Origin of the sequence: Blautia caecimuris, assembly GCF_024622975.1 — a bacterium.
Classification (GTDB): domain Bacteria; phylum Bacillota; class Clostridia; order Lachnospirales; family Lachnospiraceae; genus Blautia_A; species Blautia_A caecimuris.
This window is the reverse complement of record NZ_JANJZT010000008.1, coordinates 1-23,223: the sequence shown is the minus strand read 5'-3', so window position 1 is coordinate 23,223 and position 23,223 is coordinate 1. Positions and strand designations below refer to the sequence as shown.

23 protein-coding genes, 1 tRNA gene and 1 pseudogene are annotated in these 23,223 nt (G+C 43.6%); 7 read left to right on the top strand and 18 right to left on the bottom strand.

The features are described from left to right. Positions 1 to 60: 60 nt before the first annotated feature. Together NSA57_RS06945 and NSA57_RS06940 are read right to left on the bottom strand one after the other, a co-directional pair. Positions 61 to 468: an RrF2 family transcriptional regulator gene (locus NSA57_RS06945; protein ID WP_022067918.1), complete on the bottom strand. Its 408-nt coding sequence runs from the start codon at positions 466 to 468 to the stop codon at positions 61 to 63. A gap of 182 nt (positions 469 to 650) precedes the next feature. After that, positions 651 to 1,340 carry a cytochrome c biogenesis CcdA family protein gene (locus NSA57_RS06940; RefSeq protein WP_022067917.1) on the bottom strand — a complete coding sequence of 230 codons (690 nt, stop codon included), beginning with the start codon at positions 1,338 to 1,340 and terminating at the stop codon, positions 651 to 653. A 204-nt stretch (positions 1,341 to 1,544) separates the two neighbouring features. Between NSA57_RS06940 and NSA57_RS06935 the strand changes: the two genes are divergently transcribed. Beyond that, positions 1,545 to 3,185, top strand: coding sequence for an ABC-F family ATP-binding cassette domain-containing protein (locus tag NSA57_RS06935; protein WP_022067916.1), 1,641 nt, complete (start codon positions 1,545 to 1,547; stop codon positions 3,183 to 3,185). Positions 3,186 to 3,230: 45 nt separating this feature from the next. On the opposite strand, the gene ybaK is transcribed toward NSA57_RS06935, so the two are convergent. The 14 genes from ybaK to NSA57_RS06865 form a co-directional block, all read right to left on the bottom strand. Then, positions 3,231 to 3,707 (bottom strand): Cys-tRNA(Pro) deacylase, encoded by a 477-nt coding sequence (gene ybaK / locus NSA57_RS06930; RefSeq protein ID WP_147599567.1) that lies wholly within the window; start codon positions 3,705 to 3,707, stop codon positions 3,231 to 3,233. Continuing rightward, positions 3,691 to 5,049 (bottom strand): TM7S3/TM198-like domain-containing protein, encoded by a 1,359-nt coding sequence (locus NSA57_RS06925; RefSeq protein WP_257464402.1) that lies wholly within the window; start codon positions 5,047 to 5,049, stop codon positions 3,691 to 3,693. Before NSA57_RS06925 ends, ybaK begins: the two co-directional genes overlap by 17 nt. Positions 5,050 to 5,077: 28 nt before the next feature. Beyond that, a complete protein-coding gene (locus NSA57_RS06920) occupies positions 5,078 to 6,322 on the bottom strand; it encodes a transglutaminase domain-containing protein (protein ID WP_147599566.1) in 1,245 nt (414 codons plus the stop codon). 112 nt (positions 6,323 to 6,434) lie between these two features. Further along, positions 6,435 to 8,462 (bottom strand): NlpC/P60 family protein, encoded by a 2,028-nt coding sequence (locus NSA57_RS06915; RefSeq protein ID WP_257464400.1) that lies wholly within the window; start codon positions 8,460 to 8,462, stop codon positions 6,435 to 6,437. Positions 8,463 to 8,651: 189 nt separating this feature from the next. Continuing rightward, positions 8,652 to 9,242, bottom strand: coding sequence for a zinc dependent phospholipase C family protein (locus NSA57_RS06910; RefSeq protein ID WP_138270652.1), 591 nt, complete (start codon positions 9,240 to 9,242; stop codon positions 8,652 to 8,654). Positions 9,243 to 9,438: 196 nt separating this feature from the next. Further along, a complete protein-coding gene (locus NSA57_RS06905; protein WP_303003501.1) occupies positions 9,439 to 10,389 on the bottom strand; it encodes a DNA/RNA non-specific endonuclease in 951 nt (316 codons plus the stop codon). Positions 10,390 to 10,537: 148 nt separating this feature from the next. Next, positions 10,538 to 11,449 carry an SH3 domain-containing protein gene (locus tag NSA57_RS06900; RefSeq protein ID WP_257464399.1) on the bottom strand — a complete coding sequence of 304 codons (912 nt, stop codon included), beginning with the start codon at positions 11,447 to 11,449 and terminating at the stop codon, positions 10,538 to 10,540. A gap of 54 nt (positions 11,450 to 11,503) precedes the next feature. Then, positions 11,504 to 11,575, bottom strand: a tRNA-Arg gene (locus NSA57_RS06895). Between the two features lie 605 nt (positions 11,576 to 12,180). After that, the gene (locus tag NSA57_RS06890) at positions 12,181 to 13,401 is read right to left on the bottom strand and encodes an ABC transporter permease (RefSeq protein WP_257464398.1); all 1,221 of its coding nucleotides are present in this window, start codon (positions 13,399 to 13,401) and stop codon (positions 12,181 to 12,183) included. After that, entirely contained in the window at positions 13,398 to 14,069 is a 672-nt protein-coding gene (locus NSA57_RS06885; RefSeq protein WP_147599564.1) for an ABC transporter ATP-binding protein, read from the bottom strand. The genes NSA57_RS06890 and NSA57_RS06885 overlap by 4 nt, the downstream gene beginning before the upstream one ends. An 11-nt stretch (positions 14,070 to 14,080) precedes the next feature. Continuing rightward, positions 14,081 to 15,733 (bottom strand): efflux RND transporter periplasmic adaptor subunit, encoded by a 1,653-nt coding sequence (locus NSA57_RS06880; protein ID WP_257464397.1) that lies wholly within the window; start codon positions 15,731 to 15,733, stop codon positions 14,081 to 14,083. Between the two features lie 195 nt (positions 15,734 to 15,928). After that, positions 15,929 to 16,402 (bottom strand): RNA polymerase sigma factor, encoded by a 474-nt coding sequence (locus NSA57_RS06875; protein WP_129182097.1) that lies wholly within the window; start codon positions 16,400 to 16,402, stop codon positions 15,929 to 15,931. 85 nt (positions 16,403 to 16,487) lie between these two features. After that, the gene (locus tag NSA57_RS06870) at positions 16,488 to 16,916 is read right to left on the bottom strand and encodes an RNA polymerase sigma factor (RefSeq protein ID WP_054338242.1); all 429 of its coding nucleotides are present in this window, start codon (positions 16,914 to 16,916) and stop codon (positions 16,488 to 16,490) included. A 98-nt stretch (positions 16,917 to 17,014) separates the two neighbouring features. Then, entirely contained in the window at positions 17,015 to 17,530 is a 516-nt protein-coding gene (locus NSA57_RS06865) for an RNA polymerase sigma factor (protein ID WP_257464396.1), read from the bottom strand. Positions 17,531 to 18,062: 532 nt separating this feature from the next. Between NSA57_RS06865 and NSA57_RS06860 the strand changes: the two are divergent. The 6 genes and pseudogenes from NSA57_RS06860 to NSA57_RS06835 form a co-directional block, all read left to right on the top strand. Further along, a pseudogene (locus NSA57_RS06860) lies at positions 18,063 to 18,314 on the top strand (TnpV protein); the annotation flags it as partial. Between the two features lie 142 nt (positions 18,315 to 18,456). Then, entirely contained in the window at positions 18,457 to 18,735 is a 279-nt protein-coding gene (locus NSA57_RS06855) for a hypothetical protein (protein WP_257464395.1), read from the top strand. Positions 18,736 to 18,791: 56 nt separating this feature from the next. Beyond that, complete coding sequence (locus tag NSA57_RS06850; RefSeq protein ID WP_257464394.1) at positions 18,792 to 19,160, top strand: hypothetical protein; 369 nt, start codon at positions 18,792 to 18,794, stop codon at positions 19,158 to 19,160. Positions 19,161 to 19,196: 36 nt separating this feature from the next. Beyond that, complete coding sequence (locus tag NSA57_RS06845; protein ID WP_257464393.1) at positions 19,197 to 19,646, top strand: HEAT-like fold family protein; 450 nt, start codon at positions 19,197 to 19,199, stop codon at positions 19,644 to 19,646. 133 nt (positions 19,647 to 19,779) lie between these two features. Then, a complete protein-coding gene (locus NSA57_RS06840; RefSeq protein WP_257464392.1) occupies positions 19,780 to 20,865 on the top strand; it encodes an alpha/beta hydrolase family protein in 1,086 nt (361 codons plus the stop codon). Positions 20,866 to 20,930: 65 nt separating this feature from the next. Next, a complete protein-coding gene (locus NSA57_RS06835) occupies positions 20,931 to 21,602 on the top strand; it encodes a hypothetical protein (protein ID WP_257464391.1) in 672 nt (223 codons plus the stop codon). A gap of 287 nt (positions 21,603 to 21,889) precedes the next feature. On the opposite strand, the gene NSA57_RS06830 is transcribed toward NSA57_RS06835, so the two are convergent. Together NSA57_RS06830 and NSA57_RS06825 are read right to left on the bottom strand one after the other, a co-directional pair. After that, positions 21,890 to 22,669, bottom strand: a complete 780-nt coding sequence (locus NSA57_RS06830) for an ATP-binding protein (protein WP_257464390.1) — start codon at positions 22,667 to 22,669, stop codon at positions 21,890 to 21,892. A 12-nt stretch (positions 22,670 to 22,681) separates the two neighbouring features. Further along, a partial coding sequence (locus NSA57_RS06825; RefSeq protein WP_330671309.1) for a Mu transposase domain-containing protein occupies positions 22,682 to 23,223 on the bottom strand: 542 nt, incomplete at its 5' end.

Genomic DNA, 23,223 nt, shown 5'->3' with positions numbered 1-23,223 from the left:
TTTTATTTATCCTGACTGCTTACATCAGCAGCTTCAATTGATTTCACTCTGTCCGCACAGTCACATACTGTCGAAAAGTTCCTGAAGAGTTTTACGCTGAAAAAGCTTCCACAGCTCTTTCTGGATCTCCACAAGCTCTCTGTGAACAAGGCAGGGCGTTTTATCCCTGTTATCTCTGACGCAGTGATACTGGGGATCCATACATTCTATGATCATAAGTTCCGGATCAATGGCTGTATAAATATCAAACAGCGTGATCTCCCCCGGCGTCCGGTTCATGGAATAACCTCCATGGACTCCTCTGTAGCCTCTGACGAGCTTTGCTTTCTGAAGTTTTTTCAGGATTTTGTAAGCAAAAGGCGCTGTAATCTCCTCACGCTCACAGATTTCTCCGACACTGAGCCGCTCCGCACCTGAAAGTGCGCGGATCACTCGTACTGCATAATCACATTCTCTTGTAATCAACATATCTTTTCCCTCTCTACTGTCTCTTATGTCCGTCGCTGCTGTCACTGATCAAAGCCTGCAGTTTTTCTGAATATTTCCTTGGCAGCTTACTACCGGAATGCTATGTTCCCAATTATAGCAATTTGTTTGTAAAAATTCAACAATTTTTAAAAATACCCTGTATTAGATGCAATAATAATCTGCTATTTTTCTGCAAAGATCAACAGAATACCAAAAGCCAGGATCACAACGCCCAGTATTCTTCTGAGCCATACTCCCGCGGCGGCATATCTGGGATTTTTTATTGCCCGGTCCACATAACTGTAGCCGATCCCCGTTCCTACCAGAAGCACACTGTGACCCACCGCATAAAGCACCATAAGCAAAACGCCCCACCAGGCATTCTGCCCCAGCTCCGCAACAAGCGCCAGCAGGGCAACCATTACCGGGATCGCACAGTGGGAAGCAAACACGCCGCCCAGAGCTCCTGTAAAAAATGCGCCGATGTAACCTTTTTTCGTCATGTGCTCTGATATGTGGATATGGGGAATCAGACTGATGACGCCAAATACCTGAAGAGCCATCAGTATCATAAGAATTCCCATAAGAATTGTCCACCAGTGCCCTGCCTCATGCATCCGATGTCCGATAAAGGATGCCACTGAGCCAAAAATACCAAAAGTCACTGCCATTCCCGAGGCCATGGAAAGCGACAGGCAGACTGCTTTTTTGCGGTCTGCTTCCACAGCCCCCACACAGGCCAGCAGCATGGGTACCGAGGCAAGAGAGCAGGGGGTAAAAGAGGTAAGGATCCCTGCCACAAGACTCAGCACAGGCGCTGCCCAGAGATTTTGTGTCATCATCTCTGTAAGCGTATTTATGATTTCAGTCATAAACAACTATCTCCCTTCTATAGAAATACAGCCATATTTTCTGTTCATTTCCTTTTAAAAGTTGATTATAGCAGTGTCCTGTTGATTTTTCAAGAAAATAACTCTTGCAAAATCCAGACTTTACGGTACAATGGGAATGAGCTGCAAAAACAGCATCCTGATAAAATGTAAAACCGAAACCGTAACGAAGAAAAGAGGTACTTTATGATTTCAGCAAATAACATCACTCTGAGGGTTGGAAAAAAAGCCCTGTTTGAAGATGTCAACATCAAATTTACAGAAGGAAACTGCTACGGTCTCATTGGCGCCAACGGCGCAGGAAAATCTACTTTTCTGAAGATCCTGTCCGGACAGCTTGAGCCCACCAACGGCGACATTGTGATCACACCGGGACAGCGTCTTTCTTTCCTGCAGCAGGATCACTTTAAATACGACTCCTATCCTGTTCTGGATACAGTTATTATGGGAAATTCCAGACTGTATGAGATTATGAAGGAAAAAGAAGCCATATATGCAAAGGAAGACTTTACAGATGAAGACGGCATCCGCGCCAGCGAGCTGGAAGGTGAATTTGCGGAAATGAACGGATGGGAAGCAGAATCTGACGCCGCAACCCTTCTGAACGGTCTGGGCATCGAAACAGAATTCCATTATTCACAGATGTCTGACCTTACAGGAAGCCAGAAAGTCAAGGTTCTTCTGGCTCAGGCGCTTTTCGGCAACCCGGACATCCTTCTTCTGGATGAGCCTACCAACCACCTGGATCTTCCTGCTATTGAGTGGCTGGAAGAATTCCTGATCAACTTTGACAATACGATCATCGTAGTTTCCCATGACCGTTATTTCCTTAATAAGGTCTGCACTCACACTGCCGACATTGACTACGGCAAGATCCAGCTTTATGCAGGAAACTATGATTTCTGGTTTGAATCCAGCCAGCTTCTTATTAAACAGATGAAAGAAGCAAATAAAAAGAAAGAAGAAAAGATCAAGGAGCTGCAGGAGTTTATCTCCCGTTTCAGCGCCAACGCCTCCAAGTCCAAGCAGGCCACTTCACGTAAACGTGCTCTGGAAAAAATCCAGCTTGACGATATGCGTCCTTCAAGCCGTAAGTATCCTTATATCGACTTCCGTCCAAACCGTGAGATCGGAAACGAAGTCCTTATGGTGGAAAACCTTTCCAAAACAATTGACGGTGTAAAGGTCCTGGACAACATCTCCTTTACCCTCGGACACGATGACAAGGTAGCCTTTGTAGGCGCTAACGAGCAGGCTATCACCACTTTCTTCCGCATTCTTATGGGAGAGCTGGAACCGGATGAAGGAAATTACAAGTGGGGCGTAACAACCTCCCAGGCTTATTTCCCAAAAGACAGCACTCAGGAATTTGACAATGATCTGACTATCACAGACTGGCTGACCCAGTATTCTGAGATCAAAGACGCCACCTATGTCAGAGGCTTCCTGGGACGTATGCTTTTCCCGGGCGAGGACGGAGTAAAACGCGTCAAGGTTCTTTCCGGTGGTGAAAAGGTGCGCTGTCTGCTTTCCAAGATGATGATCTCCGGCGCAAATATCCTTGTTCTGGACGAGCCTACCAACCATCTGGATATGGAATCCATTACTGCTCTGAACAACGGACTGATCAAATTCCCGGGAGTTATTCTTTTCACCTCCCATGACCATCAGTTTGTTCAGACAACAGCCAACCGTATCATGGAGATTCTCCCTGACGGAAAACTCATTGACAAGATCACAACCTACGACGAGTATCTTGCCAGTGACGAGATGGCAAAGAAACGTCATGTATTTGAGATCAATGAGGAAGACGCTTCCGACAACTAAACACTTTATAACATTCATCTGTACTGCAAAAACGGCAGGCACCACTTACAAAGTGATGTCTGCCGTTTTTCCCCGGGTTACTTCCAGAAGACTTTTTACCGGAACCTTCAAAGTCAGACCGATACGCCCGCCGCTTATATAAATTTCCTCAAAACTTTCCGCTGAGGAATCAAATACTGTGGGATATGCTTTTTTCATTCCCAGAGGGCTGCAGCCGCCTCTTACATAGCCTGTGATCTTCAGGATATCCTTTACATGGATCATGTCCACTGTTTTTTCTCCAACTGCCTTTGCCGCAGCTTTTCTGTCAACCTCTTTCTGGATCGGTACCACGAACACGTAATACCCTCCGCTTTTTCCTTCCATTACCAAAGTTTTAAAGGACTGCTCATAAGGAGCGCCCACAAGATCCGCGCTGTGGATCCCGTCTATAAATTCATCACACTCATAAGGAAATGCCTCATAGGAAATCTTTTTTCTTTCCAGCATCCTCATAGCGTTTGTCTTAGCCTCTTTTGCCATTTCGTCTGTCCTTTCCGACCTTTCTTTCTGTAATTTTCTTCCATGGAAGAATACTTTCTCTGTCTTCCTCTTCCATCATTTCTCTGAGGATTTCCTCATCAAGCTCATCCTCGTCAATGGGGTCGTCATAATAATCATATCTGTCTTTTTCTTTCAGATCCGCATAAAATTCTCTTTCCCGCCAACTGTTGGAATATCCGTCCAATTCATCAGAAAATTCCTGCGGATTCTTCTGTTCCGGCTGATCTACCCGGATGGTATAGGTCTTTTTTCTTCCGGGATTCATACTGTAAGATGATCGTCCGCAGGAATCATCGTACGCATAAGAATCAAGGGGCAGATCAATCTCCGGATCCTTTGTCCGTCTTGGACGATACACAATAGTTTTGTCCGGATCCAGTCCGTACTCATCCACAATACGGCGTTTCCTGTCTTTTTCCCCAACCTGAATATCCACCGGAGTATGCCTTCTGGATGAACTTCTGTTTTCTGAATAATTTCTCCTTGCCGAAGAATCTCTTTTTTCCGAAACATTTCTTCTTTCATTTCTTTTTTCAGAGACTGTCGGCTGTCCCTTTGTATGTTTCTCAAACACATCTTCCTGAACTCTTTTTCTTCTTGCCGGAGACTCATAATACATTTCTTCTTCAATGTCCGGGTACAGATCATATTCTTCCTCTCGGCGGTGTTCCTTTTTGCCCCGGCTGGCAGAAGCTTCATATTCTTCTTCATCCTCTTTATATCTGCTGCGGTTTGTCGCAAACTGGATCAGCATACCCAGAACAGCAAAGGCTGCGCTGAGCCCTATCCCATAAGGAAAATCTGCCAGTCCCCCGATCTTTGCCAGAGACATTCCTGCCATTGCGCCGCCAAGAAGGCTGGTTCCTACAATGATCACTTCTTTTGCCCACTTCATGGCAAGAGTTCCCAGTCCTGCTCCTGCAAGAAGACAGATAAAAAACATCAGAGAAGTTGTCGGGTGAAGAACATAAACGGCAATTCCCAGGCCAAGTCCTGCTCCCAGAACAAAAATCCCCACCTTATAACTTACAAATACAAGAACAGCCAGCACAACGCCTACTCCGGCTCCGATCGCAAGCCGCACTGTATTATCACTGACCTCCATAAAAAACGAGGCTCCATATCCAAGTGCCGCTCCGATAACAAAAGCAAAAAGCATCATCCAGAAACGGAGAAGCCTGTACCCCAAAATACAATTTATCACACCAAATACCAGCAGGATTCCAAATCCTATCAGCTGTATGTCTGTTACTGCTGAAGCTGACCGGAACCGTTCTATCATATCCATTCCCCTCAGCAGGATATCCAGAATGCTGTTCATACTCTTTTTTCCTCCTTTATGTTATGTGTCAGAACATAAAATACATGGTTTTCATATTTTCCAGAAGTCCGTAATGATACTCCACAGACTCCAGCCCATAAAGCTGAAGATAATACTCTGCCACACGATCAATATAACTCTCCTGTATCCATTCTCTGTAAGCTTCATTATACGCTTCCTGAGTGCTGAATTTGAATCTCACCACAGCCGCGCCATTGTCCAGACGCATTTTACAATAGCTGTAAAGAGCTTCTGTATCATAGGTGTCAAAACAGCCCTGATTCAGCACATAAAAATTTTTGTCCACTGCTGTACATTCCGGTACGGGAAATTCTTCTGATGCCGTATAAATCTCCCGGTACTCATCAGGAAACGGACAGAGATAATCATACAGAGTTGTTTTGTGCTCCACAAACTGAACCGCATCCCCTTCCAGAAATTCCGGCTGATCTCCATTTGTGGCATCCACATAATAATACTGTCCGTCAAGCAGCACAATATTCCATGCATGTCCCTCCGTGCTGCCCTTTGTGCTTCCCTCCACATAAATGCAGGGGATCCCCAGTCTTTCCAGAAAATACTGGACTGATCTTGCATACCCGGCGCACACTGCCTGCTTTTTCCAGAAAACTCCTGCCAGATTCTGGTCATGATCAGATGAGACATACTCCGTCGTATCGATCAGATATGTATAAACTGTTTTGACCTTTTCATAATCATCTGCATTTTCCGGTATCATTGCAGTCATTTCCTGATATCCCTGCTCCATGGCAGCCTGAATCTCCTGAACTTCCTGGTCCGTATAAGTATATCCGGGCGAAAACAGGCTGTAATCCTCTCCCGGATACGTGGTCCGGTAAACAGCCTCCCTGTTGTGGATCCAAAAAAGCTCTGGATGATCCTTCAGAACAGCATGGTATGCTCTGTCGATCACCTCATCCTCCGAAGAAGTCAGATAAAATTCTTCTTTTCTCTCCCGGATACCCTGGAGCATCTGTCTGTAAATAACTTTTTCCTGATCTCTCAGAAGCTGAAAATAGTATTCCTGATGACCTTCCTCTGTCTGCGCAGTCTCCTGCTCCCGAAGTTTTTTTACCTGTTCCGGTTCCTGATCAAACACGGCTCTGGCTGCATCTGCCATCTGTTCCAGCCCTGTTTTTTCCTTCTGATCACCTACGGTTCTCTCTTTCTGCGATATCCCGAATATAAGGCCGGCAACGATCAGAAGCAGAAATAGCAGAAAAAGGAGCTTGGGAAAACGCCTTTTTTTCATTTGTTTCTCCTTTTGAAAAATCATGCCCATGCGGCTTTCATTTTTCCGCATGGGCATATGTTACGCTGCGTGTAAACAGTAACTGACTGATTTCTCTGTCAGCTCTTCCGTGTCAGTCTTCAAAAATAACCTCTATATCCTCAAATTCCTCTGCCTTTGAGGTACTCTGAGTAACTGAAATATTCTGGTCAAGGATTCCCTGAAGCGTATCTGTCACCTCAACATTGCCTGTTTCCCGATCTTCTTCGGACACTACAGTCTGCTCATCCTCTTCCATATCCTCAAAAATCACTTCTACATCTTCATCAGAGACAAAGATTTCGTCGCTGCTGCCGCTATTTAACACAGCATCAGAAGCGCTGCCTGAAGTAAGATCTTCTGCTGTTCCATTCTGTTCCAGTTTTTCAGGAGCTGAAACGTTTGCTGCAGAAGCTCCGTCACTGAGCATCTGAGTCCGTTCTTCCTCTGTAGGATAAAAATCCGGCTGACGGATATATCGGAAGCTTGCACCGTAAGCCTCTCCTACTGTAACGCCGTTTTTGCTGGAAGAACAATGTACTGCGATCCAGTCTCCTGCATCTGTCTGACCGCAGATAATACCCACATGGTTGTCGCTTCCCGCCTCCGGTCCGCTCTGGAATACCAGATCTCCAGGCTGAGCGTCTTCTTCACTGACCACATTGGCATTGAGCCATTGCTCAGAAGTTCCGTCTCCTACGCTGCTCTGCATTCCCTGGTTCAGATATCCATTGATCACAGACCAGGTAACAAATCCGCTGCAGTCCAGTCCGTAGGCTCTTGTACTTCCTGTACTTGGACTTCCTGCCGCATCTACCTTTTCTGCATTTCCCCAGTTCGCATCCTTACCGATGGCTGTGGATTTGCCGCCCCAGAAATATCCCACCTCTCCAACCAGAGAATATGCTGCTGTGATCACATTTACACGTTCCTCTGAAACATCGTCACCGACACTCTGGCGCACAAAGCCTTTTGCGTCCGTTACAACTGCACAGAGAAGCTTGCAGTCTGTTTCCACATATTTTTTAAGGATATCTCTCTGATCCTGAGGAATCTTGTTTTTCTTTATGTAAGTATTAATATGATAATTTCCATAGGAAACATGAGAAGGATTCTCTTCATCTCTCACGATCGGATTCATTTCTGCAAAAATTTCCGCCAGTTTGTTTTTTGAAGAGGAATCCATTTGAAACTCCTTAACGCCGCTCTGACTCTCTTCATAAACATAAACAGCAAGAATATCCTGCCAGTTTCTCACCAGAAGGGAATCCGAAGAAGCCGTCTGACCGTTTTCACGGGTATCACTGGCATCTGTCAGGCCATTCTTTTCTTTATATTCCCTTTCAATCTGATCCATCACAGAAGCGAAATCCTCTGAAAAAGTAAGCTGATAATTATTTTTCAGACTGTCCAGATAAAACTCTCTTCCTGCATGAAGATTGGATACCATACTTGTGTAATATACCGGAGTACCTGTCTTTCCTGTTTCAGAACCATCTGAAAAATCCGTCTTATCATCATCCTTGCCTTCCTGTTTTTTAAGAACTTCCATTCTCTTTTCCATTTTTACAAGAATATCGTAATTTGTCACAAGCTTCTTTTCTTCTTCTGTAAAATCATCATAAATCTCACGAAGCTCTTTCAGCTTTTTTTCATGCTTTAATGTAAGCTTTTCCTTTGAAAGTTTATCAATCTCAGCAATCAGAGCTTTTACTGCCTGTTCATCCGGTTCCGGTGTTACGGTTGGCTGAGGCGTTACGGTTGGTTCCGGCCCCGGTGTTACTGTCGGTGAAGGCTGCGGTGTCACTGTCGGATCTGGTTCCGGTGTTACCGTTGGTTCCGGTTCCGGCGTCACGGTTGGCTGCGGTGCTTCTGTAGGCTTCGGAGCCTCTGTCGGCGCAGGCGTTGCAGGTGCCTCTGTCGGTACCGGAGCTACTGTAGGCGCAGGTGTGGCAGGTGCTTCCGTAGGCGCAGGAGCTGTTTCTCCCTGTCCTGAACCGTCTCCGAAATCCGCTGCAGTCTCTGTCCCTTCACTGCCTGCCATTACAGCCGCCGGACTTGACAGAACTGTACCGGAAATCAATGTAATACATAAATATTTTGTCAGATATTTGTTCTTCATTCTGGTTAATATTACTCCCTTCCAAGAACATATCTTTATTCCCCTATATAAAGGTATGCCTTCCTCAATGTCGTTTGCTTACATATGACCGTTTTTATTTTATCATACACTTTTTTCAAAATCAACCGCCGGAGCACAGGCTCCGGCGGTTTTAGTACAAAATTCATATTTTTTTCATATTTTTATATTTCAGAAAACACATACAGGAACTTTTTCCGGCTCCAGTCCCGGACACAGCCGGCACACTCCCCGGAACACCTGACAGCACACATCAAGAATATACCTGATATCATCTGAAATATTCCGTTCTTTTTTCAGATATTCCGCATGTTTTTCCCGAATATACTCTGTAAGCTGTCCAAAGCTCCCAAAGCTGATCTCAGCCGCCTGATACCGTGCCGCTTCGCCATTTCTTATACAGGTCTTCAACCGGTTTTTCAGTTCTTTTTCATAACTGTTATGCTCTACAAGAGATCCGGTAAAGGTTTTATTATGAGGAAAAGTAAAGTAATCGGCAATGTAGTGAAAAATCTCCCCAAGCCTGCGCCAGAACACTCTTTCTCTGTACTGATCCACGCCATCCTCTACCAGGGTCTTCAGTTTTTCCTGTATTTCATCAAAGGTTCCAAAAAACTCATGTCTTTTTGTTACAAAAGACGGTCTGATATCCGGAAGAATGTTTCCCAGACAAAATGCCTTTCTGTGTGACTGAAGACTCTCAGAAACCGTCATCTGATCAGCCAGATATCTGGCCAGCAGTATATGTGATTTTTTCCTCAATTTCGTATTCTCTCTTTCATAAAAAACAGTTTACTGCAACCACTGTTCACTATAACAGAAAATCTCAGCTTTTACAAATAAAGTTTTTATAAAATCTGTAAACTGTTTTTTATTTGCATATCCAGAGCTTTTGATATACATTCGCCAAAACTGCCGGGGAAACAGCTCTGTTTCCTCCCGGCAGTTCTTCAAAATATCACGGATTACAGTTCTGACAGGGAGAATAGCCCTGTTGTACCAGCTCATCCCTTGTTCCCGTCATCTCCATTTTGTTTTTTTCTTTCATCTGATTTACACTGTGACAGTCCGGACGGTGAAATTTGCCTGTATTCACATTAAGGATATAAGTAGCCTCAGCTGCGCTTTTATCTGTGAAAGTCTCCTGTTCTGAAGATGAAAATGTTTCTTCTGTTCCCGCGCTGAGTTCCGGACTTTCCTGCGCAGAAAAGTCCTCTGTTTCCTCCCAGCTGTCTCCGGTACTGTAATCAATCCCCACTCCCTGCTGGACATTATAGCAATATACATTAAAAAGAACTCCCTGACCGCCGTCCTCTACAGACTGTGCTTCCATCTGAACGCCTGATGCCACCAGATCATCGCCGTTATATAAGGGAGTCACTCTGTAAAGCACATGGTTCCCGGTTTCGCGGATATAATCTGCAGTCATATCCTCAAAAGGCAGCATCCCTTCTACATTCATATACCTGGTCCCGGTGATCAGATTTTCTTCATTGGCGTTTTCCCCGGTAAGCTGATAGCCGATCAAATGACATCTGTTATACAAATATTTTCCATCTACACAATCGTATTTCTGAGTATGCCAGCCGGACGGGCGAACCTGTCCGATCTTTCCCCGTTCCTCTGTGGGCATCAGCTCCTGTCCTATATTTGCAAAAGCAGCTCCGCATCTTCCCAGTGAATCCAGTTCACTGTAGCTTTCAAAAGATTCAAGAGCAAGATCTTCTTCTGTAAATTCCGGAACATTGTCATTGAGCACTGTATAGGCGCTTCCTGTATAAGAAGGAACAGAAGCCAGACCCACCGCTCCATAAACCGTTTCCGGCATCCACAGGTTCCCTGCCGCGTTTCCTGTCAGCAGACCCACAGACAGTATGACGGAAGCCAGAATTTTCTTTAAGTTTTTCATTATACCCGCTCCTTTATGTAAGATTTTACAGTTTTTGCCATTTTGCGGCAAAATCTCTGCAAAAATCCTATCACAGAAGCAGATATTTTGCAATGCATTGGTTCCATAACCGCAAAAAGGGGTACGGAAAATTTCCGTACCCTGCTTTTTACTCTAATAGACTACTGAACACGTATCCTGTCTGGCCTTCATAATCAATCTGAATCCAGTCGCCTTCCTGGCCTGTTTTTTCAACCTGAGTTCCCTCGTCCAGACCACCGATAATCTCTGATTCATCACTGGCTTCCGCTCTGACATTACAGCCTTCTGTAACTGTCATAGTACTGCCGCTCTGTGAATCTGCAGCTGCCGCATCCTCTCCCAGTCCGTTCAGGAATTCTGCAAGACTGCTGTCTTTCTGCTGTGCCGCATCATATTCTGCCTGTACCTCTGCTCTCAGCTTCTGTACATCCTCATTATTCAAAAGGTCTTCCATATAAGAAGAAACTTTTGTATTCTGATCTGCCGCGCCCAGAATTTTATACTTCCCGTCACTGTCCTTTACAACATAGGCATACCCCAGCGAAGGTACCGGTGTGTCAATTCCACTGCAGATATAACTGTAACAGGTATATACTACATAAGAATTATCGTCCAACCCCTTTTTCGTATAGACACTGCCCGGTTCATAAGCTTCAATATAATCCTTGGCATTCGTGATCCTGCTCTCATCTGCTGAAGTCAGATCACTGACCAGAGTTTTTAACGTTGCAATATCTCTTTCCCCTAAAGCCTTGTAGTAGCTCTGCATAAATGCAGTAATGTCTGCATCGCCTTTTTCCAAGGGATTCATGTCTTCTTCTTTATTTCCGTCGTTTGTCTCCCCATCATCTTCCGGAGAAGAAGGATCATTTCCCTGGCTGTTGTCCTGAGCTGTTTTCTGTTCTTTATCAGAAGCACCCTTCCCGCTTCCAACACAGGCACGTACACCAAAGAACAAAACAGCTACGATTACCAGAATAGCGCCGCCAAGCATAAAATAGCGGAGGTTATCTGATAACCATTCCCTGAAATTATCCAAGTTCTTGTCCTCCTTAAATTACAACGCGCCGGAACATCCCCAGTTCCGCGCAAATACACCTGAAGGGAATCGAACCCCCGCACATGGTACCGGAAACCACTGCTCTATCCACTGAGCTACAGGTGCTTTTTACTGTCTGAACCCTTTTTGCGCTCTGTATTTTCTATAAAAATGCTTATTTTTACGCATTTACCAGATATACTCAGAACGACCCCTATATTGTCTTATGTGTATTTAAAGTGTTAATCAGTCGCCATTAGCCCCTTACTGCCATCACCGATTATAATTCTATAATGGGGAAACTATGGGGAATATTAAATACACATCCCATTATGACGAGGAAAGATCATTGTCTTTTCATCACTAACATATTATAAGTGGTTCAACACGATATATATATTACCACATTATTATTCAAAAGTAAAGTTTTTTCTTTTTTCTAAGCAAATCAGGCAATTTAATGGTTACTGTTCAGGAATCTCCTGAAGCAGGTATGTTCATGCATTGGCAGAGCTAATCAACACTTTCGAAAATTCTGAATTCCATTTTTCCGGCTGTTAAAATTATGGCTGCAGTTTCCGGAAATACTATCGGCATGAAGCACAGGGAAGCCAGAATAAGTTTTCTCGGATTTTTGATCATGATTTTTCCGTAAAGCGCCTCGCAGAAATTACCTGTTCCGGATTCCCCGTATGCATTTCCCTTTTATTCAAATTATTTTTTCAAAGGCTTCATCCGGAATAACGAAGTGCTTCAATTGGTTTTTTTCGTGCCGCCTTATTGGCAGGATAGAGTCCAAATATCACTCCGATCAGCAGTGAAAATATCACGGAGATCCCGGCAACCTTCATGTCCATATGGAAGCTCATAGAATCTTCCATTACTTTTCCGATAATTTTCAGTATCGCAAAGGATATTCCAATTCCTGCCGCACAGCCCATCATACTGACTATAAGAGCTTCCATAAGGAACTGCATCATGATTCCTCCTCTTCCGGCTCCAATTGCCTTGCGAATACCGATTTCTCTGGTTCTTTCAGTAACTGACACCAGCATAATGTTCATGATACCGATGCCTCCTACCAGAAGAGAAATAGCTGCGATTCCTCCGATCATCAGGGACATGGTATCATCCACACCCTCCATAGCACTCATAATCTCAGACTGATTCATAATGGAAAAAGCATCTTCATCTTCAGACAGCCGCTCAAGCATGATTCTTTCCACGGCTGCTTCAGCCTGATCCATGGATTCCTCATCTGCGGAGGATACATAAAACTGTGTGATATCCAGCACATTATCCGCTATTCTGGTAAGCGTAGAATAAGGAATATATCCTTCCAGTGTTACAGTTTCCGACTCCTCCTCAGAAGAACTTTCTGTCATAGACTGTGTTGAGGTAAGAGAAGAATTATCGTCTGAAAGAACACCTGCAACCAAAAAGCTTTTTCCATCCAGAGACAGGGTTTCTCCCGCTGCGTCTTCCCTTCCAAAAAATTCTATCGCTGTATCCGCACTGATGATCACTACCAGAGAATTATTATCCAGATCCGTCTGCTTCAGGGTTCTTCCTGAAGAAAGCTCCAGTTTCATAATATCAAAATAGCTTCCTGTCGTTCCGGTGATACTCATGGTTCCGCTTGTATATCCGCTTTTTGCAGTAACAGAGGTTCTACCATATGGCGCGGCCGCTTCCAACGCCTCATCATCCATAAGCTCTTGAAATTCATTTAACCGTATGGGATTTTCCTTGTCATCTGTAACCCTTACCGTCAGATAACTGGATCCCATATCCGAGATCTGTTCTGATACAGATGAGGATGCCCCGTCTGCAATAGAAACCAGGACGATCAATGCCGAAACACCGATAATAATCCCCAGCATGGTAAGAAAGGTACGTAGTTTATTGGCACATACTGCTGCCCAGGACATCTTACAGGTCTGCCATATCATGCTGTCACCTCATCCACATGTCCGTCACGGATCCGTATCATTCTCTCAGCCTCCTGGGCCACCCCATTATCGTGAGTGATCAGCACAATGGTATTTCCGACTTCGTGAAGCTCATGGAACAGGCACATGATTTCCTGTCCGGTCCGGCTGTCCAGATTTCCCGTAGGTTCGTCTGCAAGAAACAGAGAAGGCTTCGTCACCAGCGCTCTTGCAATGGCAACTCTTTGCTGCTGGCCTCCGGAAAGCTCTGTAGGACGGTGGTGCATTCTATGAGACAGCTCTACCTTTTCCAGAGCTTTACGGACTCTCTCCTTTCTTTCTGCTGCTTTGACTCCCTGGTACAAAAGAGGCAGTTCAACATTTTCCTCTGCAGTAAGCCTGGGCAGGAGATTAAAATTCTGAAAGATAAACCCCAGCTTATGATTGCGTATCCTGGCCAGCTCCCGTTCCGAATACTGCTCAATGGAAATCCCGTCCAGAATATATTCCCCCTCGTCTGCCACATCCAGACAGCCGATAATATTCATCATTGTGGATTTTCCGCTTCCGGAGGGACCGATGATACTGACAAATTCTCCCTCCTGGATGCTCATGCTGGCATGATCCAGAGCGTATACCGTTTCATCTCCAATGGTATATATTTTTGAAATCTCTTTCAGTTCTATCAATGTACTTTCACCTACTTTCCCGACGGATTTCCCATTCCGCCGCCCATATCTCCGCCTCCGGGCATATTTCCCATATTACCGCCTCCGGACATATTTCCCATATCTCCGCCCGGCATATCTCCCATATCTCCGCCCGGCATGCTGAAGCCTGTATCAGAAGAGGTATTTCCGCCGCCAGTCTTCTGGTAATAAACCACATCGCCTTCGGAAAGCCCCTCTGTGATCTCTACGTTTTCTCCATCGGAAAGCCCCGTGGTTACCTGCTGTTCACCGGAAAGATTTCCTTCGTCATCCTGCTCTGTATAAACAAAAACTTCCTCTCCCCGTTCCTGCAGGGCATTAACCGGAATGGTTACAATATTTTCTTTTTCCTCGATTGTAATCGTTGCGGATGCGTTCATTCCTGCTTTCATTTCTTCATCTTTTGGAATGGTGATCTCCACTGTATACTTGGCCACACCGCCGCTTGCAGAAGCCGTATTTCCTACCTTTGTCACAGTCCCTTCAAATGTTTTATCCTCTATGGCATCAAAAGTCACCTGCGCCGTCTGTCCCTGTTCTACGGAATTGATGTCCAGCTCATCTACGCTTACCGAAAGCAGCATAGAAGTATCGCCGGAAATCGTAAAGGCTGTAGTGTCTGTGCTGTACTGGGAGGCTGTATCTGTCTGGGTTTCCTCTTCCCCTGACTGCTGGCCATTTGAGGTCTGTGTTCCGGAACTGGTTCCTCCGGCAGCATTTACACTTCCGGTTATTCCGGAGGATGTACTCCCTGCCCCCTGAGAACTGCCTGTATTCTGTGTCGTTCCCGTATTATTATTCTGAGTTTCTGGCGACACCTGACTTTCTCCGTCTGTAATTCCATTTTCCTCGCCCGTCTGTGTATCTGATCCCGAATTTTCCGTATTGTTCTGGGCGTCTTCAGAAGGAGCAGAGCCGCCTTGATTTCCTTCCGTGCTTCCGGAATCACCTGAGGTATCCCCAGGCTCCTCTGTACTTCCCTCTGTTTCCGGAAAAGTAATGGTAAAGCTCAGCGTGCTTCCATCAGCGGAAAGTGATACTCCGGACAGCACTCCGGATACCGCCTGAGTCACACTGTCGGCTGCAAACTGATAGCCCTCCCCTGCATAAAGCATAACTGCTGCCTGATAGGTTGCTGCCGGCTGGAAGGTACTGTCTCCCGGATTCCAGGATATAGTTCCTGTATAGCTGTTGTCTGAGGAAACAATCTGCGTCTGAGGACTGCCTCCTGTTCTTGGAACAACAATCCCCAGCGTCTGCGCGTTTCCCGCCGATGTGTCTGCCATGCTCAGATAAAGAGTCTGCTTCTCTGGCTGAGAAGGTGTTTCTTCCATACTTCCTGTATCATCAGAAAATATTTCTGCTGTTTCATCTGTATCGGACACATTAACGATACGAACAACGGATTCATTTGTGTAATACATGTTTGATGCCTGAACTCCATAGCTTTTCGTATAGGACATATTTAGCGCCTGGATGCCAGTCCCTTTTGTATAAGACATATTTGACAGCTGAACTCCGCTGCCGGCTGATACTGATGAGGAATCAGAAGTTTCCTCATCAGAAACATAAATCTCTTCGATAGTACCATCCATATCTGCAGTAATGGTTCCTTTTTTTGCAAGATTCAGAAGCTCTGTCAAAGTCTCTGCCAGTGCCTCTCTCTGTCCGTAAAGTGCTTCATAACTTGCTGTGATACTGTCTTCGTCCAGCGTCAGAAGCGTGTCTCCGCTGTCTACCGCCTCATCCTCAGATACATTTACCTCTGCTAAATTCCATTAGAGAACATATCAGAGAAACGCCCCCATATCTAAAGATACAAGAGCGTTATCAAACTGTTAGGGGCAGAGATATTTTTTCATCTGCACCTTTATCTTTTCTCTGGCAAGAACGACAGACCGCCTAACCGCCTGTGCCGTGCAATGCTCCATTGCAGCAATATCATAGTAATTGAAATCGTACTCGTAATAGAGCAGGAAACGCCGCCTTTGTATCTCTGGCAGAGCGGCAATGATACGGTGGAGCAGTTCGGAGCGTTCCTGCTCGATAATCAGCTCGTCAACGCCTTTCGGCGTAACCCTTGCCCTTTTGTTAAGGGCTTCATCGGAAAGCTCGAAAAATTCTTTGTGGCGTTCATCCGATTGCAGCAGATTACGGTTTCTGCGTTCCATCTGCCGAAACTCAGTAAAGAATTGTTCGGATACCTCTAATTCGTGATAGCCGCCTTGCCCGTCCTTAAAGCTGATAAAATACCTTGTGCCGTTTTCCGCCGCTTCCTCCCGAAGCGTATATGTTTTAACTCGGTATGCCATTATGTTTTTCCTCCTGCGAAAAAATAGGGCGAAAGGTTTTTGACCTCTCACCCCATAGCCCGCAGGTGAATGTATTTTTCTTCCCTTACCGCTTAAAGGCTTTCAGCTTTTTCCGCAGGTGTCCCATCCTTGCGTAGACAGCCCCCGTTGTCAGACCGACAATCGGGGCAATCTCCTTTGTGGAATAGCCCTGCATTTTTAGGAGAGCGATTTTCAGAGTGCGCCTGTCTACCGTGACTAATGCGAGGTACAGATTTTCATTTTCAATCTCGTCCAGTAAATCAGCCACCGTCCTAACCTCCGTTTGTTTCTCCCTGTCCGCCATTCCCTCAAGGTATTCCCCGACATCATTCAGATAGCGGTAGAACCGTCTGGCGGCATTAAAATCCGCCCTGTCGTAAATACGGATTTTCTCAATGGTATCCTCGTCAACACCACATTTCCGTAAAATCCTTTCCTCCGCTTCTTTCCAGATACGCCATTTGCGCTCCTCCCGTCCGTGGTTATATGCCATTTCTTTTCCTCCAATCGGGATTTCATAAATCCAAGATTGAGAGGGCAGTAAGAAATCCCCCTCGATTTTCCAAAGGAAAAATCAAAGGGGCTTTGCACTTAAAATCTGCTTTCCATTATTTTTCTGAGCTTTGCCAGAATTTTGAGCTTGTGTCTGTTTACCGTACTCTGGTCAACATTTTCCATCTTTGCAATCTCTTTAGTGGAAACACCGTCAAAGAAGATTGCCCGTATCAACGCCCGCTCATCATCCGACAGCAAGAGCAGGGCGGCGTTCAGCCTGTCCAACATCATGGAATGGATAACTGTTTCCTCAACGCCCGCCGTTTCATCGGCAATAAAGTCCAGAGCGTTGCCCTCGCTATCGACAAATCCATCTAATGAAAGCAGGCTGTTCTTCGCATCCAGTTTCTGAAGATAACGCCACCGCTCTTTATCCCGATAGAAGTCCGTGTACTGTTCCCGCACAACCTCAATCAGACAGCCCTGCACAGGGATAAAAAGCTTGTCCGAATATGTACGGTCTGCTTCTCTGCGGCGGCAAAAATCCATATAGGACAACTCCGCATAGCTGCCATTCTCTTTGATATATACCTTTCTCGGTGCGTATTTCACCGTAGACACCTCCAATCTGAATTTTGAAAATCGTTAAAATCCAGATTGAAAGGCGGGGAACGGCAGCCTACGCCAGAAACCGCTTTACGGCGCATTTCTGCAAAAAGTGACAAAAGAAAAACCGCAAAGGCTGTCACCATATAAGGAAGTAATTTGAAAACATTATTGGAATACAACTTATGGGGGATAGCAAAGGCAAAAGCCAGCGTAAGAAGCAGAAACGCTTCTTGCACTGGCTTTCTTTAATGTCAACAATAAAATCGCACATTCGCAAAGGGAGAAATCCTTTGCCATACTTTAGGGGAAAGAGATCGGGAAATATGCGATGTCAAAAATACTACATAGTGATTGACGAAAAAGAACGGAGAATTATTTCCAACGCTCTCAAAATCAGAATGACGGAGGGTTACTTATGGAAAAAACAATATTTGAACAGATGGGCGGCACTTATTCAAAAGTTGGCGATTATAATCTGCCAAATCTTATACTGCCACAAGAAGCCAAGCTAATCGGCTTATGAGGACAGCGGCACGCAAAGTATTTGGAACAACGCCATAAGGTTTTGCATATGAACCTACTAACAGGTGGAAAGCTGAACGACTACCTTGACGATATTGACAAGCGAGCAGATAAAATGTTTTCTCGGCTGGTAACGGAATATTCCGACAGGCAGGGTGTGACAGAACAATTGAAAACCGAAAATCAATTCTTATGGCTTCAAAAGATGAATAACATTCTGGCGTATGTAAGAGAAATTGTTGAAAATGAGATAATTTATTCATAGGTGAATGATAGCGTTTCCGCAATAAGCGACAATGCCATTCAAACTTAAGCAAGACAGTTTGTGAATTGAAAAATCTCATGTTTTTGTGTAAAATAGGAAAAAAGTCAAACTGAGAAGTCGAGATTTGAAAGGAGTAACAGACATGAAATTTCCTTTTTATGATTCACCCGATACTGCTACGATTATCTGTTGCCATATATTGGAGCGTCAGGCACCTATTCTATATGTATCGCATGATGAAGATGACGGAATGTGGCAATTTCTATGCGGAGAAACACATGAAACAGATGAAGCAAATTTAGTATCTTTAAAATGGGTTTTTGACTTAGATAACTCTGTCAATACCTTAAAGGATATGCCTTGCGGTTACTATGCAGAGAGAAAAAACCAAGATGACGATTGGATTATCAGAAAGCGATAACTTGCAGTTTATCGGGGAGCTAAATAGAACGAAGAATCGGTATTTGGAGGTTGACCATGATAGCTATTATAGGAGCAGGCGTCTTTTCAATAGTGATTGTATTATCATTTCTTATAGTTTGTGGTTTTCCATTAGGAGAGTTGACAATGGGAGGGCGATATAAAGTCTTCCCTAAGAAACTAAGGATTGTTTTGGTAATGCAGATTATTATACAGATATTTTTTGTGGTCATAATATTGCAAATGGGAGGACTTATACCATTTTGGTTTTCAGAGAACGCAACAAAGATAATCTGTATCATCATGGCAGCATATCTCTCATTCAATACAATTATGAATTTTATATCCAAAAGCAAAAAAGAAAAGTATATCATGACACCGCTTTCTGCAATTTCAGCAGTATGTTTTTGGATAATCACACTGTAAAAAATATAAAAACCCTCATTTGTAAAGGAGATTACCATGTCAGTCAATATAGCAGAAACATTTGAATTACTGTTTAATAAGAATAATAATGTTGCATACAAGGCGTTGCAGACATTGCAAAAACAAAGCGAAGAAACTGATTGTGTCTATCCCTATATGGATAGATTAAGCGATATGCTTGACAGCGATAATTCGTATATTCGCACAAGGGGACTTACATTACTTGCTTATAATGCGAAATGGGATAAAGATTATAAGATTGATGAGGTTATTGATAAGTATTTGAAACATATAACAGATGTCAAACCTATTACAGCAAGACAATGTATTAAATTGTTACCCATTATTGCAAAACATAAGCCTGAATTGAAGAGTGATATTCTTTCCAAACTTCATAAAGCAGATATTTCTATTTATGAGGATAGTATGCAGTCATTAGTTTATAAGGATATTCAAAAATCACTAAAGGTTATACAGAAATCATAAAAAAACACATTTCTATTTTGCCAAAAAAAGGAATACTAAGCATATTAGGAAAGACTTAAATCGAAATAAGTTGATTAACAAAGCGAGAAATCGGGATTTTCCGACACAACAATAAGTCAAAAAGGATATGGATATGAAAAACACGAAACCGAAATCTAAGAAGAAAAAGATTCTCTTTATTATATTATCTATTGTGGTCACACTAATAATTGCTGGCGATTGGATATTGACTGTAATGGTATATAACGAGAATTTTAACCAGCGATTTGAGAGCTATGAGCCGCTTATGCTCTACGTTGATGACTTTGACGGATTGCACCGCACGAAATATGAGTTTAGTTCCAACGGGGGGCAGAAACTGGCGGGATATATGTATAGTTCGGGAGAAAACCAGCGTGGTATCGTTGTAATGGCACATGGCTTTGGTGGAGGTGGACATAATTCTTATATGGATTGCGTGAATTATTTTGCCTGTCATGGATATTATGTTTTCTCCTATGACGCTACGGGAAATGATGAAAGCGAGGGTGAGGGAGTCGGAGGGCTTCCACAGGGAGTAATTGACCTTGACTATGCAATTACATTTGTGGAGGAAAGCGGGAAATTCCCAAGTCTGCCAATCGTTTTATTCGGGCATAGCTGGGGCGGCTACAGTGTTTGCAGTGTGCTTACATACCACCCCGAAGTAAAAGCCGTTATAGCGTGTTCGGGTTTTAACGCTTCACCGAATCTGTTTGAAGCCGAGGGGAAAAAACAGGTAGGAAATGGTATTTATTTGATGTTACCATTTGTGAAACTGCATGAGAGGATTCAATATGGCGGTTATGCCTCAAATACTGCGTTGGACGGCTTCTCAAAAAGCAATGCCGCTGTTATGATTGTGCATAGCTTTGATGATGAAGTTGTTCCAGCCGAATACGGCTACGAAATTTATTACGAAAAATACAAGGACGATTCCCGATTTAGCTTTATTCCTCTTGAGAATAAAGGACATAACTATTTCAATGACGACACATATCGCAATGAGTTTAATGCGAAATTTGATGAATGGCTCAAAACGCTTGACTATGACTATAACACAGAGGAAAACAGGGAACGGTTTTCGGAGGATAAAGCTAATTATATATATCAAAACCTTGACAGGGAAAAATGGTGTAATTCATTGGATTTGGAGTTGTTCGAGGATTTTGTTGGGTTTTATGATGAACATATACATTAACCAGATTCATAATTTGTCGGGAAGCCAAGTATAAAAGGAAAACGAAATTTCATAAGGTGAGGATAATGGTTAGAGAAGTAAAATGGACAAAATATTTATGGCTGAGCCTGCTCTCATTTGCAGCATTTATGCTTGAATATCTGTCAATATTCGGAATTGAAGTTATATTTCTACATGTAGATATACAGAATTATACAATGCAGCAAAGAAGTATTCATTGTATGATAATGGTTTTTATGTGGGCGTTCTTCATTAGTGTTCTCCTGCTTTTTTCTATAAAACATTATCATTTTCCAGTAAAAGGAAACAAAAGAGACATAATTTCTTTGGAAAATTGGATAGTGACGCTTGCCTGTTTTATTGGCTGCAAAATTATGACTTTCATTGATTGGCATACATTAAAGATTATTGGAGAAGCACAGGGTAAAACCGTATTTCAATTTTGTATGCAATATTTATACTATATATTTGAAGTAATGCTTGTTTTTCTAATCATAATATACGGGCAAAAAGCGATTGAAACCCTGTTGAAAAAAGAAAGCCCAATTCCTTTTGGCGGTATTATATTGGCTATGACATGGGGAGTGTTTCATTTTGTATCAAGAGGAGTAGGACTTGAAATATGGAACGGAATTTCCACTATGATATTTTCTGCTCTCAGTGGTGTAATGTATTTAAGATTAAACAGGAAATACTTATATTGCTATCTTTTCATCGCTATAGGTTATTTGCTATAATTTCCCATTTATCGGGTGGACAACATCTCATCAAAAAGCCAGACACATAATGCGCAGAGTCAACAGGCTTGTGAGCAATCACAGCCTGTCGGCTCTGCTCTTTTGTCCAAATAAAAACGAACATGATTTTTATTTGAAATTAAATAGTATGCCCACTTTCCGAAAAAAATATTCAAAAAATTTTTGGAAAGTATTGACAAACATGCATATTCCGCAAGAACTGCGCATCCGTTCCAGAGGAACGGAGCGCCATTCCGCTTCAAACTGAGCAAAGCTCAGCAGGTTGATTAATTACTATTGGTTATTCTGCAATCCCTGCCAGGAAATTCAAGGCGATATGCCTTAGATGTCATTCGACTTAAGCAGGCATCTGCGTAGGTGGAATCCCCAAAAAGCTGATACCATCCGGATACTGGAATCTGTGAGATAATAATAGTTGCCTTGCGGCAGTCTCTGGACTCGATGATTTCAAATAAATCGCGGCATTTCTCGATGTCCAGATCCATTAAGCCGAAATCATCTATCACCATGAGATCATAAGCGGCCATTTCATTCGAATACTCAAAGTAAGTACCTTCCTGCCTGGCATGATCTGATTCCTTTAAGAGTGTGCTCGCACGTATGTATTTAACAGTACGGTTCTGATGCATTGCTGTGATACATAAGGCGCAGGCGATGTGCGTTTTCCCAGCACCGGCCCCTCCGGTCATCAGCAGGTTATTCGGCTCATCGATCCAATCACACTTGGCCAGAAGTTCTATGACGTGTGTATTCAGCTGACGTTCTGGATCATAGATTGAACTGTCAAGATCAGCTGCAGGATATTTCAGGGTCGCTTTCTTCATGAGACGTTTAAACTTTTTACTCTCACGCTGATCCCACTCCTGATTTACAATAGCAGCAAAGCGGACTTCAAATGGTTCGAGACCTGTGTTTGGTTCCAGCAGCTGCTTTTCAAATGCTTCAGCCATACCGGACATGCGAAGTTTATACAGCCGATCCATGAGTATGTTCTGTTCCTTTGTGAGTTTATCGTTATAAAGATAGTCTTTTAATCTGTATGCCATAGTACGTCACCCTTACTTATAGTAGTCCTTTCCTCTGATATTTTCATGATTGGGCAGTGTTCCTGGTGAATGCTCGGGGAGTTCCTTCACATCCATCTTTTTCAGCATCTGCTTGAAGGTAAAATACTTACAGGAATTGATCTCTATACATTTACGGGCAACTTCTTCAGCAGCACCTTTCGGGATTGTTTTTACTTTATGCAGGATACCTGCACAGGCATTATAAGACTGCTCTTCATGTTTTGATGATTTAAGGAGTCTGTCAATCAGTTCTGACATCGCAGGACCAATGGCAGAAGCCCAGCGGCGGTAATAATTACCATCCTTTGAATTGACTTCTTTGTAATAAAGGTGTTCTGGCGGCATATGTTCATCTACCGTGATATACAGCGGAAACTCTCTATAAGACCGCTTATGTGTACAGATCAGCCGATTATACTGATCACAGATTCTGATCTCTGAAGCGGTTGCCTTCAGGATTGCAGGCTTGCCACAGTAAGAGTACAATACGGAGTAGTAGTGGCCGTCATACTCGATGTGGTAGTTGTTGGGAA

Coding starts and splice junctions, on each gene's coding strand:
- NSA57_RS06945 (WP_022067918.1), bottom strand. CDS start 468: ATGTTGATTACAAGAGAATGTGATTATGCAGTACGAGTGATCCGCGCA.
- NSA57_RS06940 (WP_022067917.1), bottom strand. CDS start 1,340: ATGACTGAAATCATAAATACGCTTACAGAGATGATGACACAAAATCTC.
- NSA57_RS06935 (WP_022067916.1), top strand. CDS start 1,545: ATGATTTCAGCAAATAACATCACTCTGAGGGTTGGAAAAAAAGCCCTG.
- ybaK (WP_147599567.1), bottom strand. CDS start 3,707: ATGGCAAAAGAGGCTAAGACAAACGCTATGAGGATGCTGGAAAGAAAA.
- NSA57_RS06925 (WP_257464402.1), bottom strand. CDS start 5,049: ATGAACAGCATTCTGGATATCCTGCTGAGGGGAATGGATATGATAGAA.
- NSA57_RS06920 (WP_147599566.1), bottom strand. CDS start 6,322: ATGAAAAAAAGGCGTTTTCCCAAGCTCCTTTTTCTGCTATTTCTGCTT.
- NSA57_RS06915 (WP_257464400.1), bottom strand. CDS start 8,462: ATGAAGAACAAATATCTGACAAAATATTTATGTATTACATTGATTTCC.
- NSA57_RS06905 (WP_303003501.1), bottom strand. CDS start 10,389: ATGAAAAACTTAAAGAAAATTCTGGCTTCCGTCATACTGTCTGTGGGT.
- NSA57_RS06890 (WP_257464398.1), bottom strand. CDS start 13,401: ATGATATGGCAGACCTGTAAGATGTCCTGGGCAGCAGTATGTGCCAAT.
- NSA57_RS06875 (WP_129182097.1), bottom strand. CDS start 16,402: ATGGCATACCGAGTTAAAACATATACGCTTCGGGAGGAAGCGGCGGAA.
- NSA57_RS06870 (WP_054338242.1), bottom strand. CDS start 16,916: ATGGCATATAACCACGGACGGGAGGAGCGCAAATGGCGTATCTGGAAA.
- NSA57_RS06855 (WP_257464395.1), top strand. CDS start 18,457: ATGAAATTTCCTTTTTATGATTCACCCGATACTGCTACGATTATCTGT.
- NSA57_RS06850 (WP_257464394.1), top strand. CDS start 18,792: ATGATAGCTATTATAGGAGCAGGCGTCTTTTCAATAGTGATTGTATTA.
- NSA57_RS06845 (WP_257464393.1), top strand. CDS start 19,197: ATGTCAGTCAATATAGCAGAAACATTTGAATTACTGTTTAATAAGAAT.
- NSA57_RS06840 (WP_257464392.1), top strand. CDS start 19,780: ATGAAAAACACGAAACCGAAATCTAAGAAGAAAAAGATTCTCTTTATT.
- NSA57_RS06835 (WP_257464391.1), top strand. CDS start 20,931: ATGGTTAGAGAAGTAAAATGGACAAAATATTTATGGCTGAGCCTGCTC.
- NSA57_RS06830 (WP_257464390.1), bottom strand. CDS start 22,669: ATGGCATACAGATTAAAAGACTATCTTTATAACGATAAACTCACAAAG.